Origin of the sequence: Deinococcus cellulosilyticus NBRC 106333 = KACC 11606, assembly GCF_007990775.1 — a bacterium.
Classification (GTDB): domain Bacteria; phylum Deinococcota; class Deinococci; order Deinococcales; family Deinococcaceae; genus Deinococcus_C; species Deinococcus_C cellulosilyticus.
This window is the reverse complement of the sequence record NZ_BJXB01000003.1, coordinates 268,565-281,722: the sequence shown is the minus strand read 5'-3', so window position 1 is coordinate 281,722 and position 13,158 is coordinate 268,565. Positions and strand designations below refer to the sequence as shown.

The window sequence follows — 13,158 nt, the reverse complement described above, 5'->3', positions numbered from 1 at the left end:
GTCCTCCTGCAACACAAAACAAGCTGCAAAAACAAGGGCGGACCCCGGTCAGGGGCAACGCAGAACTTGTGGTGGCAGGCAGGACATTACATGGTCAGATCTCCAGGGTTCATTGTAAAGGGGAAAAGTGGCGGTTGAGATGCAGATTCTGGCGTAGGCCATCTTTCCCATCAGATACAGGATTTCTATCATAATATGTTTTTTATATCACTAGATTTTTTATAGCTTAGTTGATACAATTGAAGCATGAGACGCATCGGCACCGTACACCTGAACGTCAGGGATCTGAAAAAACAACTGCAGTTCTACCAGAACACCCTCGGCATGACCCAGACGGATGAGCAGGGCAACACCGTGACCCTGGGCGCAGCAGGGCTTCCTCTGCTGACCCTGCACCACACACCAGATGCCCAGAGGATCAGGGGGGCAGGACTGTACCACTTTGCTGTGCTGTTGCCTTCCAGGGCAGACCTGGGTCAATTCATCCGGCACATTGCAGAAAAGCAGATTCCAGTGCAGGGCGCATCTGACCACCATGTTTCCGAGGCCCTGTACATGGCTGATCCTGAAGGCAACGGCATCGAAATCTACCGGGACCGCCAGAAACAGGAATGGGGCCAGAACGGCCAGATCGAGATGACCACTGCACGGATGGACGTAGAAGCGGTGGTGCAATCCGCAAAACCTGAACCCTTCACGGTGTTGCCAGAAGGGACCATCATGGGCCACATCCACCTGCATGCTTCCAACGTTCCAGAGGCTGCCCGTTTTTATCTGGACACCCTGAAGATGGAACACATTGCAGATTATCCCGGAGCACAGTTCATGAGTTACGACCACTACCACCACCATGTTGCCGTGAACGCCTGGGCAGGTCAGGGGGTCCCGGCGCACCCGGAAAGCCTGGGGCTCCGCTCCTATGAGCTGTTTTCTGATGTGCTGCCTGCAGGAACCCTCACCGACCCCAGCGGCATTGTGATTGACATCAAACCTGCCGTGCTGGCCTGAAAAACTCATCTCCAGCGAAGGTAAAATGACCCTCATGAAACGCTTCCTTGCGTCAATGCTCGTCTTCTCTTCTGTGGCTTTCGCCGCGGGGCTCGATGTCACGGCCAGTCAGGCGGCAGTGGGCATCTATGACTCGAAACTCACCTCGCGGGTGAAAGCCCCCGACAAACGCAAAGTGGTGATCTGGGCAAAAGGCCTGCCCGAACTCAAAAGCCAGTATGCCGAGGTCACCTACGACCCGGAAGCCCGCAGCCAGACCTACTTTCTGCTCCTCAAAGGCTACAGTGGCACCTTGAAAGATCTGGCCCCGAAAACCGTGCGCAAAGGGATGCACCAGAACACACCTGTGCTGCAGATTTCCGGGGGCATGCTGGACGGCAGTCTGTTGATGCTCCAGAAAAACACCGTGAAGGTCTATTCCAGCATTTATGTGCTGCGTTTTGAGCCAGACCTGATGAAATATCTGAAATAGACCCCTTTTCTACCAGCAGGGCGAGCCATCGGCCCGCCCCTACAGGGATGATCTGGGATGGCTGGCATTTTGCGTACAGTTGTGAATCAAGATTCCATACCTGCTGCTTTCTGTCTTCTGCTGTGTTCCCCCACCTCCATGGCATGTTAGGATGACCCGCGTGCCTGACCTTGATCTTGTGCAAGTCCTCTCCTACGGAATTCCGCTGGCCTTTCTGGCAGGCCTCATTGATGCCATTGCTGGAGGTGGAGGGGTGATCACGCTGCCCACCCTGATTTTCATGGGCCTCAGTCCGGGGCAGGTGGTGGCCACCAACAAACTGCTGGCGATCTTTGGGAGTGCGAGTTCCACCTACCAGTACTTCAGAAAGGGAAAAATCGAACTGAATCTGGTGTGGAGACTTGCCATCATTGCTCTGCTGGGCAGTGCCCTCGGGGCACAACTGGTGCTTGGCTTCAAGAACCAGGAGGCCTTCCGGATGATCATTGCAGGCCTGATCATTGTGGTGGGCATTCTGGTGGTGAGCAACAAGCGAATGGGGATGGACAACCACTACGAAGGCCTGAACCGACGCACCATGCTCATCGGGGGTGCAGGCGCACTTCTGATTGGCATGTACGACGGGTTTTTTGGACCGGGAACGGGCACGTTTCTGATGTTTCTCTTTGTGCGCTACCTGAAGTTTGATTTTGTGGTGGGCAGCGGAAACGCCCGCTTCATCAACTTCATCACCAATCTGGGGGCATTCATCACCTTCCTGATCAGTGGGCAGATGGTGTGGGCCATCGGTCTGGCCATGGGCGTTGCAAACGCGCTTGGAGCCACGCTGGGTGCGAGGCTTGCGATCCTGAAGGGCAGCACGTTTGTGAAGGTGGTCTACCTCTTGATTGTACTTCTGGTGGTGGCACGTTTGACTCTTGGTGCATAATTAATCTTCGAATATGCGAGGTAACCCTGTGATCGACAACCATGAATACACCCAGGAGGCCGAGCAGGCCATCAACGTCCTGCTCCAGAGCCACAACGAAAAAGCAGACATCCCCGGCTTTGAAGGACCCCAGCTGGCCATTGTCACCTGCATGGATTTCCGCATAAACTTGCGCCTGCCCACCAATTTTGCCTTCGTGCTGCGCACCGGTGGAGCCAACACCCTGCCCATTGAACCCTACCTGGCCTTCAGTGTGGCCCGGACTGGAATTCATGCGGTGGCGATCATCGGGCACACCGACTGCGCCATGCAGCACCCCAACCCTTATGTGGTGGAACAGCTTCCTGCCAGCAACGAAATCAAGCGGGATTACCGCAGCCAGATTGCCTCCCTGGCCATCCTGGACGCTCCCGAGTACACCCGCCGTGAAGCCAGACGTCTGGCAGAGCGCCTGGGCCTCCCGGTGATTCCCCTGCTGTACCATGTGGAAGACCACAAAATCACCCGGCTCTGAGCCCTGCTGACCCTGCCTGGAGGCACCCATGATTCCAGCCACAACCCTGATGGCCTTTGCCCTGATTGCTCTGGGGATGGTGCTGACCCCTGGACCCAACATGATGTATCTGGTGTCCCGATCCATCTGCCAGGGGCGTGTGGCTGGACTGTACTCTCTGGCAGGGGTGGTGCTGGGCTTTGTGATCTATCTGCTGCTGGCTGCGTTTGGCCTCACTGCCGTGGTGATGGCTGTTCCTTTCGCTTACGACACCCTGAGGCTCGCGGGAGCCTTTTACCTGGGATATCTGGCCTGGAACACCCTGAAACCCGGTGGGCGGTCTCCGTTTCAGGTGAAGGACCTGCCTGAGGATTCTCCCCGCAAGCTCTTTTTCATGGGGCTCCTCACCAATTTGCTGAATCCCAAGATTGCCGTGCTGTACCTGTCCCTGCTTCCCCAGTTTGTGGATGTCTCAAAAGGACATGTGCTGGAGCAGAGCCTGATCCTGGGAAGCACCCAGATTCTGGTGAGCCTCACGGTCAACACCACCATTGTGATCACGGCAAGCAGCATTGCTCACTTTCTGGGCAGGCACCCCAGGTGGGCCACGTTCCAGCGTTACCTGATGGGCACGGTTCTGGGCGGTCTGGCTTTAAAGATGGCCCTGGAAACCCGCAAAGCCTGAAAACAGAATGCAAAAGAGAGGGAGATTCGCAGTGCAAGAATCTCCCTCTCTGCTCTGGCGCCTGAAAAACTCACACCTCACTGAGTTCTCCATCCAGCAAACCCACCTCCCACAGGGACAGCAAAACATCAATTTCTTCGTGCTGCACTCCTGGGTCCTGTTGCAAGCTGAGGCTCAGGGATGCCCTGCTGGGTGCAGACGCACGTTGCAGGGCGTCCAGGGCTTTCAGCACCTGCCCACCCTCCTGTGTTGCTGTGGGTGAAGCAGGGATGCCCAGCACCTTCCCGGCATCACACAGGACCAGAAATGTGCTCTGGGCTTTCTGGACAGGAAGGGAGTCTGCCTGTCCCAGGGCTTCGGTGGCCATCTGCCAGGCGTCCCGGGCGTCCTGCAGGTCCGGGAACAACTCCACAGCGAGAATGGCAATGTCACCGTACTGACTCACGTAAGTACCTCCATGATCTTGCAAATCCGTTCTTCTAATGTACCTGTTAACAGGGTGTAAGGGATAGTCATTTGTTGAAGCAGTTCCAAATACCATTGGTGCTGCCTTGCACGGAAATCCTCCCCTGCCCTGGTGCCGTCCTGCACGAAGGGAAAATCTGGTGCACACAGAAAGGTCACCTCATAGGGGCGGTGCTTCAGGGCAGAGAGTTCTGGATCTGCATGACCGAAATAGAAGTGGCTGTACATCCAGGTGGTGAGGGGCGTGGTGTCCACAAACAGGAACGTGTGGGCCTGCCCTGCCAGAAGCTCCTCGGTTCGGATGTGGACTTTTGCGATTTTGAGCAGGTCATCAAACCCCAGATGCCCCTGCTGCTCTTCCCAGAGGGTGCGGCCATACTCGGGGACATGCAGGCTGTTCATTTTCTCAGCCATGAGGCGAGAAAGGGTGCTCTTTCCGGTGGACTCCCCTCCCAGAAAGCACACGCGTTTCACAAAATCGCGGTACACCTCTGGAGCCAGAAAATTCCTGTGCAAATGGGGATCTTGCCGGATCAGGGTTCCAGAAATGGGCACCTGCACGCGATTCAGGTCCACCAGAACATGCCTGACCTGATGCTGTGGATGGTACAGCGAGAAATACTGGTTGAGCTCCTGAACAAACCCCTCTCCGTAGTCCTCGCTGGTGAAAACAGCATCCAGAGGCTCTCTCACCAGATGCACCCACAGGAAGGCACAGAACCTGCGGTGCAACACAGCATCATCGGCATTGAGGGGCAATTCCACATGACCAAGCTGCGAAAAATGGAACTTCAGAAATTCAGGGGTGATGAGATGGATTTTGCACTGTGGATAGAGGGACCTGAGCCAGCGTGCTCTTTTTTCAGGCCCACACCCTGCGATTTCAGGGCTGGAATAACTGAAGATGTGCACCTGCTCACTCTGGGCCAGCGCCGAATCAATGAGCAGCTGGTGTCCTTTGTGCAGGGGGGCAAACTTGCCAACAATCAGGCTGTTTTTAAAGGGCTTCACGGACACTTGCACTCCGGTAAAGCCTCTGCCAGCTGATGAAACCCCAGAAAGCATTGATCAGGAAGAACACATAGATGCCAGAGGTGAAATACAGGTCCTTGGAGGCATACAGCGGGATGGCCACCACATTCACGATGATCCAGAACATCCAGGTTTCCAGCTTGCGGTACATCAGCAGAAGCTGGGCAATCACACTGGCGGTCATCACCACAGAGTCAATGAAAGGGGAACTGGCATCTGTGAAGTTGTGCAGCAAAGCGCCATAACCCAGGGTCACCAGCACCCCCAGCACGAAGAAACTGAGAAGCTGGGTTCCTGTCACACGGGTGATGGGCAATTCCTGGTGGTTCTCCCCTCCTCTGGACCACGCCCACCAGCCATAAATGCTGGTTGCGATGTAGAACAATTGCAGCGTCACATCGGCATAAAGTTTGATCTGGAAAAACAGCACCCCAAAAAGCACCACCCCGATGAGACCTGTCCACCAGGTGTGCACACTGTTTCGGGTCGCCAGCCACACGGAAAGCAAATACACCAGATTGGCAGACCATTCCAGTGCTGAAGTCGCTTTCAGCCCGGCCCACACCTGCACGAACCAATCAATCATTGTCCCACCCGACAAACTGAATTTTTCTGCATGTTGCAGCAGTATATCAGGATCTGTTCAGGATTCTGGACCCACGTCTGACTGACCTTGCAACCTCTCAACCCAGTCGGTCTGTCCCCGTTGCTGTGCGGCCTGCAGGGGGGTGTTGCCCTCATGGTCAGGGGCGTCCAGAGGGGCTTCATGGTCCTGCAGCCAACCAAAGAATTCAGGCTGGTCCCAGGCCACGGCAGCGTGCACTGCAGCCCCCAGACCAATGCGGTTTCCCCTCTCCCACAAGAGGTCTGCCAGAACTGGATTTCCACTGATTGCTGCATGAAACATCAGAGGAATGCCGTGGGCTCCTGCAGAGTGGATCAGCTCGGGTTTTGCATCCAGCAGCCCTCTTGCTGCCTCAAGGTCACCCAGCATCAGGGCAGCAGGAAGAATCAGGGGCTCCCCTGCCTCCAGAAGCAGGTGGGCGATGTCCCTGCGGCCCATGTGGGAAGCTGCCTCCAGTGCAGTTTCATTGAAGTCGACATACCGCACGCCACGCAATTCTGGATGTGCAGAAAGCAACTCGGCGACACGGGCAGCATTTCCATGGGCAGCCATCACAAATTCACGGATCAGGTCTTCAGTCATGGAATTCAGGATAGGGGTCCACAGGTCCTGCTGCCTCTTCAATCTTGCTGAAATTCATCCTGACTGAGATCGGTACTGGGTTGGCGTCATCCCGAAACGCTTCTTGAAGACCGTGCTGAAGGTTGTCGGGCTCTCAAAACCCACATCCAGGGTCACCTCCAGCACACTGAGCGAGGTGTGCTTCAGAAGCCACTTTGCGCGTTCCAAGCGCCTGTGGGTCAGGTAGGCATTGGGTGTGCAGTGAAAAATGTGCTTGAAGGCCCGGCAGAAATGAAACACCGTCAGGTTGGCCACTCCGGCAAGGTCTTCCAGGGTGATGGGCTGGTGCAGGTGGGCCTCCAGAAAATCCCTGGCCCGGTGCACCCTGCGGTAGATGTCCTGGCGGGTGCTGTGACGGGTGGCCGGGTAACTGAACACCTCCCCCTGGACCATCTGATGGGCATAAAGCAGTTCCAGCAGCAAGCTTTCCATCCCATTTCTTCTGCGCTCCGGGGTCAGTTCGCCTGTGGCAGACCACCCTCTGAGGCGTTCCATGGCATGGGCAATGGGGTCTGGCTGTTCAAAAGTGCGGGGCAGGAACTCTGGAGGGGACGCCATCCTTTCCCCTTCCAGCAATGCATCCGTGGACAGAGACAGACTGGAATACACATCCCGTGTGAACTCTGCGGAGAAAAACATACAGAAAGACTCCACCCCTCTGGGCACCTGCACAGTGTAGGGCTGTCCTGCATTCAGCACCAGATACCTGCCCTGGTTGAGGCCCAGAAGTTGCCTTCCCACCTGGTACTGCGTGCCAAAGCCATGCATGGTTTTGATGGACAGTCCACCCTCCTCGCTGAAGGCTTCGTAATCCTCACTTCTCTGGCAGGCATGCAAAATCCAGCCGGGGGTCATGGTTTCATTGTAGATCTACAGCCTGACAGGTGGGCTTCCTGAAGATGCACTGCAAAAGGCCCTTTTTGATGGCATCACAGTCCGCCATTCAAAAATCCCTAGAATACGGCTATGGAGCCCTACCAGTTTGATTTGAAAAACATTTTCCTGGGCAAGGACCTTCCACCCCTGTTTTTCCTGGAAATTGCCTTCCGCACCGCCGTGATGTACATGTACACCCTGCTGCTGATCCGTCTGCTGGGGAAACGGGGTGTGCGACAACTGACCTTCTTTGAATTTGCCCTGATCATTGCACTGGGCTCTGCTGTGGGGGATGTGATGTTCTATCCGGATGTTCCCCTGCTGCATGGGATGCTGGTGATCACCATTGTTGCTGTCATCCAGTACACCTTCTCAGTGGTCACCGAAAAGAACCGCAGGCTGGAACGGATGCTGGAAAGCACCCCCACCCGCATGATCCGCGATGGCAAACTGGACCTGGAAGCCATGCACAAAGAGCGACTCTCGCAGAACGAACTGTACTCCTGGCTGCGGGACGATGACATCAACCACCTGGGTGAAGTGCACCGGGCTTACCTGGAGCCTTCAGGCAGCCTCAGTGTGATCCGGCACACCCACAAAAAGGTTCTACCTGGCCTCCTCCTCATCCCCCGAGAAGATCCTGATTTCGAGTGCTTTGAGAAAACCGCTCCAAAAACCGCCCTGTATGCCTGCTGGGAGTGCGGTACCCTGCTGGAAAAGCAGGCTGGAGAGGATCTGGAAGACTGCACCTGTGGGGCACGGTCCTGGACTCTTGCGGTGGTACCGGAGCACTGATCACCTGGAAGCCAGTCGGGTGCTGAGGTGCTCAAAATCTGTGTTCACCTGATGCAATGCAGGCAAAATGTACTGCTCCAGCACCCTGAGGTTGGCCTCATCTTCCTCTGGTCGGGTGTTGTCGTGCAGGATCATCCGCACGTCCATGGCGAGGTCTTCCAGCACCCGCCGATAAAAATAAAACCCCAGCATGTCTGAATCCAGCTGCACAGGTTGCCCCACAGCCTGCTCGTAGCGGGGCAGCAACTCGGGCAGATGGGCATGCAACATCCACAGGTCATGCTCTCTGGGGGCCAGACGTGCCGTTTCCCAGTCAATGATCCAGAGCCTTCCTGAGCTGTTTCGCATCACATTGCCACCGTGGGCATCGGTGTGACAGACCACCAGCTCAGGACTGCGGTTTCTGACCTGCTGCTGGAACACCCTGGCATGCTGCAGCACCCGTTGAATGGCTGCAAGGTGGGGTGCCAGCAGATCCCTGAGGGCCTGTGTCCCCCTCCGGGCACCGTCAGGCAGTTGCTCCAGAACCTGCAGGTCCTGAACCAGTTGGTCTTCAAAGGGCAATTCGAAATCTTCTGGGGGGAAGGGCAAATCACGAACCTCCTGCATGATCCGGGAGGTCCCAGCATGCAGGCGACCCAGCAGCACCACCAGCTCATTCCGTGCAGCAAGCCAGCCTGCATCCCCCAGGCTTTCTCCATCAATCCAGCGGTACACCACCAGGGCATGACCTTCCAGACAGGTGAAGCCCTCCCCTTGCAGGGTCAAAACCACCTCGGGCACCTCAGGCAAAATGCCCTGTGCCCTCAGCACCTGCAGCAAGGGCAATTCACGCTGCAGGCGTCCCAAGACTTCCTGACCATAAGGCGTGTCTGGAAGCACCTTGATGAAGAATCTTCCATCCTCTCCCTCAGCACGGTAGGCAGGGGCTGTACCAGCAGGAATGAACTGGAGGCTGTTGAGAGACAGTCCATGGGCCTCTTTTAGCTTTTGCAGCATCAGGTTCTGGTGGAGGGTGGGCTCTGCGGGCATGAAGACATTCTAGAATGCAAAAAACCTCCCCCTCGTCAGGGGGAGGAAAGCGAATGCAATGAGCGTGTTGGGGGCGGGGTCAGCCTTTCACCACAATGTTCACCAGCTTGCCAGGAACGTAGATTTCCTTGACGAGGGGTTTGCCCTCGATGAACTTCTGGACGTTCTCGATGGACTTGGCGGCCATGAACACCTCTTCCTGAGAAGCACCGCTCTTGATCAGGGTCTTGCCCCGGAGTTTGCCGTTGACCTGCACCACCACTTCGATTTCGTCTTTGACGAGTGCAGCAGGGTCGTACTTGGGCCAGCTCTGGACGTGCACGGAGTCCGTGTGGCCGGTTTCGCTCCAGATTTCCTCGGCGATGTAGGGCACAAAGGGTGCGAGCATGCGGTTGAAGATGTCAAGGGCGTCGGTCCAGGCTGCAGTCTGGGCCACAGGGCTGCGTTTGGCTTTCACGAGGGTGTTGGTGAGCTCCATCATGGCAGCAATGCAGGTGTTGAAGCTGAAACGCTCGAGGTCGTCGGTGACGCGCTTGAGGGCAGCATGCACGGCGTAGCGGAGTTCGGCTTCGCTGATGTTTTCCTCTGGCCCCTCGGCTTCGTCGAAGTAGAGGCTCCAGATGCGGCCCAGCCACTTGTGGGGACCCTGGATGCCCTTGGAGGACCAGGGTCCACCTGCTTCCCAGGGAGCGAGGAACATGAGGAAGGCACGCACGGTGTCTGCACCGTACTCGGCAACGAGGTCGTCGGGGTCGATGACGTTGCCCCTGCTCTTGCTCATCTTCTCGTTGTCCTCACCGAGGATGATGCCCTGGTTGCGGAGGATCTTGAAGGGTTCACTGACGTTTGTGAGGCCCATGTCCCGCATGGCCTTGGTCCAGAATCGGCTGTAGAGGAGGTGGAGGATGGCGTGCTCGATGCCGCCGGTGTACACATCGGGGGTGAAGTTGGCAAACTCAGGACGGAATGCGGCAGTGTCAAAGTCGTGGCTGAGGTAGCGGTACATGTACCAGCTGGAGTCCACGAAGGTGTCCATGGTGTCGGTTTCACGGGTGGCCACGCCACCACAGCAGGGGCAGGTGGTGGTCTTCCACTCGTCCATGAGGGTGAGCGGGCTCTGTCCGGTGGGCTGGAATTTCACATCTTCGGGGAGGCGCACAGGGAGTTCGGATTCAGGCACAGGCTGGATGCCGCACTTCTCGCAGTAGACCATGGGAATGGGGGTGCCCCAGTAACGCTGTCTGGAGATGAGCCAGTCGCGGAGGCGGTAGGTGGTCTTGGCCCGCACACCATATTCCGCGAGTTTCTCAATGACGGCACCGATGTGCTCTTTGCCGCCCTGCATGCCATCAATGAGGCCGGAATTCACAATGACACCTTCACCAGAGTAGGCTTCGGTGGCGTTTTCCACGTCCATTTCGGTTTCGCCCCGGATGACTTCCTTGATGGAAAGACCAAACTTGCGGGCAAATTCAAAGTCGCGGGTGTCGTGGGCAGGGACGGCCATGATGGAGCCCGTGCCGTAGGTGACGAGCACGTAATCGGCAATCCAGATGGGGAGTTTTTCTCCGGTGACCGGATGGGTGGCGTAAGATCCTGTCCAGACGCCAGTCTTCTCGCGGCCCTCTGCCTGACGGTCAATTTCGCTCATCTTGGCAGCGGTTGCGATGTAGCTCTGTACGGCTTCCTGCTGCTCGGGGGTGGTGAGGGTTTTGACGTAGGCGTGCTCGGGAGCAAGCACGAGGAAAGTGGCCCCCATGAGGGTGTCCGGACGGGTGGAGAACACGGTCACGGTCCCGGCATCGGTGGCGAAGTCGATCTCTGCGCCCACCGACTTGCCAATCCAGTTGTGCTGCATGAGGCGCACACGTTCGGGCATGTCGGTGTCGCCGAAGTTGAGGAGTTCATCGGCGTACTCGGTGATCTTGAAGAACCACTGTTCGAGTTGTTTTTGCTCCACCACGGTTCCGCATCGCTCACACTTGCCATCGACAACCTGTTCGTTTGCGAGCACGGTGTTGCAGCTCGGGCACCAGTTCACGAAGCCATTTTTCTTGTAGACAAGACCGCGCTTGTAGAACTGGATGAAGAACCACTGGTTCCACTTGTAGTACTCGGGATCGCAGGTGGCAAATTTCTTGCTCCAGTCGATCATGGTGCCCATGCGCTTGAACTGCCCGGTCATGTACTCGATGTTGGAGTAGGTCCACCTGGCAGGGTCCACATTGCGCTTGATGGCAGCGTTCTCGGCAGGGAGGCCGAACGCATCAAAACCCATCGGGAAAAGCACGTTGTACCCCTTCATGCGCATGAAACGGGCACGGGCATCCGGCACCGCAAAAGCGTACCAGTGACCGATGTGGAGGTTCCCGGAGGGGTAAGGAAACATGGTCAGGGCATAGTGGTTTTCTCTGCTCTGGTCGTATGTGAAGGTGTAGAGGTCGCTTTCCTCCCACGTCTTGCGCCAGCGGGGTTCAATGGAATGCGGGTTGTATTTTTCACTTCTTGGCATGGCCTTGGCTCCTTTGTGCAGGCAAAAAAACACCCCAGTCCAACAACAGACTGGGGGAAACGCTCGTTATACCGTTCTAACGTCGTCTCCCCCATCGTAGTAGCAGGATGCTGTTCATAGGGCCATTTTACACGCAGGGGGCAGGACGTTCAAGGAAGAAACGGCTTACAGCAGGGTAAACAAAAGCCGCAGATGGATTGTGTCGCTTGAGAAGGCCGTCAGCCGTCAGCTCTCAGCGGTCAGCGCAACACCTCAGGTGTGCTTTCACTTCAGCCAGACAGTGCGGCTGCTTTGCCCTCCAGGACAGTTCAAATCTTTCTCTGGCCTCTTGCAAAAGCATCAAGATTTCTTTTGCTGACCTCTGATCGTTCCATGCCATCTGCATGGCCAGACTTTGCACTCACCCTGGGCTCACAGCAAAGTGCCCAGCTCAGGCTGTTAACACCCTGTTAACAAGTGTCGCTTAATTTGAAACCATCACAGGCACTTGCAGGCCCGGAGGATTGTTCCTTCTGGTTGGAGATTTCTTTTGCCTTGAAAGGACCACCCGCATGCTCAGAACCCAGACCCACCTTCAGGAAGCCCACCGCCGTGCCCGCATCAGCTTTGCCAGACGGTTTCACCGGGTGATCCAGAGTGCTACCCTCACCTTGCTCCTGATGATGCTGGTCTACCGGGAGTTGCCCCTTGCTGTGGGCACAGCCCTTCTTGCAGGGCTCGTTGTGGCAACCTGCATTTACGGCCTGAGGTTCAGACACCACCTGAAGCGCCTGCACAGAGCCTACTGAGCATCCAGAAGGTTTTCGCTTAAACTGCAGAAGATGCAACTCTGGGCACTGGTCTTCTTTTGTATTGCCACGGTTCTGCTGATCCCTCTTGAGGTGTGGTTGTGGGGTGGAATCGCATTTCTGACCTCTGTTGTGCTGACCATCCTGGCCAGAGAAGCGACTTTCCAGCGCCGCATGGGCATCCTGCTTGGCTGCATTCTGCTGCTCGCCCTCTCCCCCATCAGCACAGAGACCTCCAATGTCAAATTTCTTACACTGGGATTACCCTTCTTACTGGTGGTGCTGCTGCCCCCATTGCTCCTGAGAAAAAGCGACCCGGGGGTGATTTCCTTCAGGATGTTCCCGGAGAAATTCAGCAAACTGGAATTCTTTTACACGGTGCTGTCTGCACCTCTGGCATATTTCGCTTTCAAACTGTATTTTACCCTGAGTCCAGAAGTGCCTTACAACTGGGTGCTGCCTGCAGAGCCCGACGACGATTCTCTGCTGAGGCTCTTCATTGGCATCAACATGGTGGGCATCTGGGATGAACTGTTCTTTGTGAACACCTGCTTCGCCCTGCTGCGCTCCCTCTTTCCTTTCTGGAAGGCCAACATCGGGCAGAGCGTGGTGTACGTGTCGGTGCTGTACGACATGGCTTTCCGGGGTTATGGGCCTCTGTTTGTGCTGTTTCTGGCCATCACCCAGGGCATCATGTTTCAGCGGAGCCGTGCCCTGATTTACGTGCTGGTCGTGCACCTGATTGTGGATTACTTTCTGTTCCAGGCCATTGTGGAAACGTACTACCCTGGGTTCAAAGCCTGGTGGCATCCATGAATTGCATTTC

At 56.3% G+C, this 13,158-nt stretch carries 15 protein-coding genes; 8 read left to right on the top strand and 7 right to left on the bottom strand.

Annotated features, from left to right (window positions below):
- Window positions 1-246: 246 nt before the first annotated feature.
- The 5 genes from DC3_RS05205 (at window position 247) to DC3_RS05185 (ending at window position 3,586) form a co-directional block, all read left to right on the top strand.
- Window positions 247-1,008 carry a VOC family protein gene (locus DC3_RS05205; RefSeq protein WP_146882878.1) on the top strand — a complete coding sequence of 254 codons (762 nt, stop codon included), beginning with the start codon at window positions 247-249 and terminating at the stop codon, window positions 1,006-1,008.
- Between the two features lie 34 nt (window positions 1,009-1,042).
- Complete coding sequence (locus DC3_RS05200; protein WP_146882877.1) at window positions 1,043-1,480, top strand: hypothetical protein; 438 nt, start codon at window positions 1,043-1,045, stop codon at window positions 1,478-1,480.
- 151 nt (window positions 1,481-1,631) lie between these two features.
- Complete coding sequence (locus DC3_RS05195) at window positions 1,632-2,408, top strand: TSUP family transporter (protein WP_146882876.1); 777 nt, start codon at window positions 1,632-1,634, stop codon at window positions 2,406-2,408.
- A gap of 13 nt (window positions 2,409-2,421) precedes the next feature.
- Window positions 2,422-2,922 carry a carbonic anhydrase gene (locus DC3_RS05190; protein ID WP_146882875.1) on the top strand — a complete coding sequence of 167 codons (501 nt, stop codon included), beginning with the start codon at window positions 2,422-2,424 and terminating at the stop codon, window positions 2,920-2,922.
- 28 nt (window positions 2,923-2,950) lie between these two features.
- Entirely contained in the window at window positions 2,951-3,586 is a 636-nt protein-coding gene (locus DC3_RS05185; RefSeq protein WP_222594693.1) for a LysE family translocator, read from the top strand.
- Window positions 3,587-3,656: 70 nt separating this feature from the next.
- Here the strand turns inward: DC3_RS05185 and DC3_RS05180 are convergent, their stop codons facing one another.
- The 5 genes from DC3_RS05180 to DC3_RS05160 are packed head-to-tail and all read right to left on the bottom strand — an operon-like array spanning window position 3,657 to window position 7,184.
- On the bottom strand, window positions 3,657-4,031 hold the full coding sequence (locus DC3_RS05180) for a DUF6979 family protein (protein WP_146882874.1): 375 nt from the start codon (window positions 4,029-4,031) through the stop codon (window positions 3,657-3,659).
- Window positions 4,028-5,062, bottom strand: coding sequence for an AAA family ATPase (locus DC3_RS05175; RefSeq protein ID WP_146882873.1), 1,035 nt, complete (start codon window positions 5,060-5,062; stop codon window positions 4,028-4,030). The genes DC3_RS05180 and DC3_RS05175 overlap by 4 nt, the downstream gene beginning before the upstream one ends.
- Complete coding sequence (pnuC, locus tag DC3_RS05170; protein ID WP_146882872.1) at window positions 5,049-5,669, bottom strand: nicotinamide riboside transporter PnuC; 621 nt, start codon at window positions 5,667-5,669, stop codon at window positions 5,049-5,051. Before pnuC ends, DC3_RS05175 begins: the two co-directional genes overlap by 14 nt.
- Before the next feature lie 57 nt (window positions 5,670-5,726).
- A complete protein-coding gene (locus tag DC3_RS29550) occupies window positions 5,727-6,290 on the bottom strand; it encodes an ankyrin repeat domain-containing protein (protein ID WP_222594692.1) in 564 nt (187 codons plus the stop codon).
- Window positions 6,291-6,344: 54 nt separating this feature from the next.
- On the bottom strand, window positions 6,345-7,184 hold the full coding sequence (locus DC3_RS05160; protein WP_146882871.1) for a helix-turn-helix domain-containing protein: 840 nt from the start codon (window positions 7,182-7,184) through the stop codon (window positions 6,345-6,347).
- A 111-nt stretch (window positions 7,185-7,295) separates the two neighbouring features.
- On the opposite strand from DC3_RS05160, the gene DC3_RS05155 reads away from it, so the two are divergent.
- Window positions 7,296-8,000 carry a DUF421 domain-containing protein gene (locus DC3_RS05155; protein WP_146882870.1) on the top strand — a complete coding sequence of 235 codons (705 nt, stop codon included), beginning with the start codon at window positions 7,296-7,298 and terminating at the stop codon, window positions 7,998-8,000.
- Here DC3_RS05155 and DC3_RS05150 read toward each other — a convergent pair whose 3' ends face one another.
- Window positions 8,001-9,032, bottom strand: coding sequence for an aminoglycoside phosphotransferase family protein (locus tag DC3_RS05150; RefSeq protein WP_146882869.1), 1,032 nt, complete (start codon window positions 9,030-9,032; stop codon window positions 8,001-8,003).
- A gap of 79 nt (window positions 9,033-9,111) precedes the next feature.
- Window positions 9,112-11,544, bottom strand: a complete 2,433-nt coding sequence (gene leuS, locus DC3_RS05145; protein ID WP_146882868.1) for a leucine--tRNA ligase — start codon at window positions 11,542-11,544, stop codon at window positions 9,112-9,114.
- A gap of 551 nt (window positions 11,545-12,095) precedes the next feature.
- On the opposite strand from leuS, the gene DC3_RS05140 reads away from it, so the two are divergent.
- Window positions 12,096-12,332 (top strand): hypothetical protein, encoded by a 237-nt coding sequence (locus DC3_RS05140; protein WP_146882867.1) that lies wholly within the window; start codon window positions 12,096-12,098, stop codon window positions 12,330-12,332.
- A 33-nt stretch (window positions 12,333-12,365) separates the two neighbouring features.
- Entirely contained in the window at window positions 12,366-13,148 is a 783-nt protein-coding gene (locus DC3_RS05135; protein ID WP_146882866.1) for a CPBP family glutamic-type intramembrane protease, read from the top strand.
- Window positions 13,149-13,158: the final 10 nt, after the last annotated feature.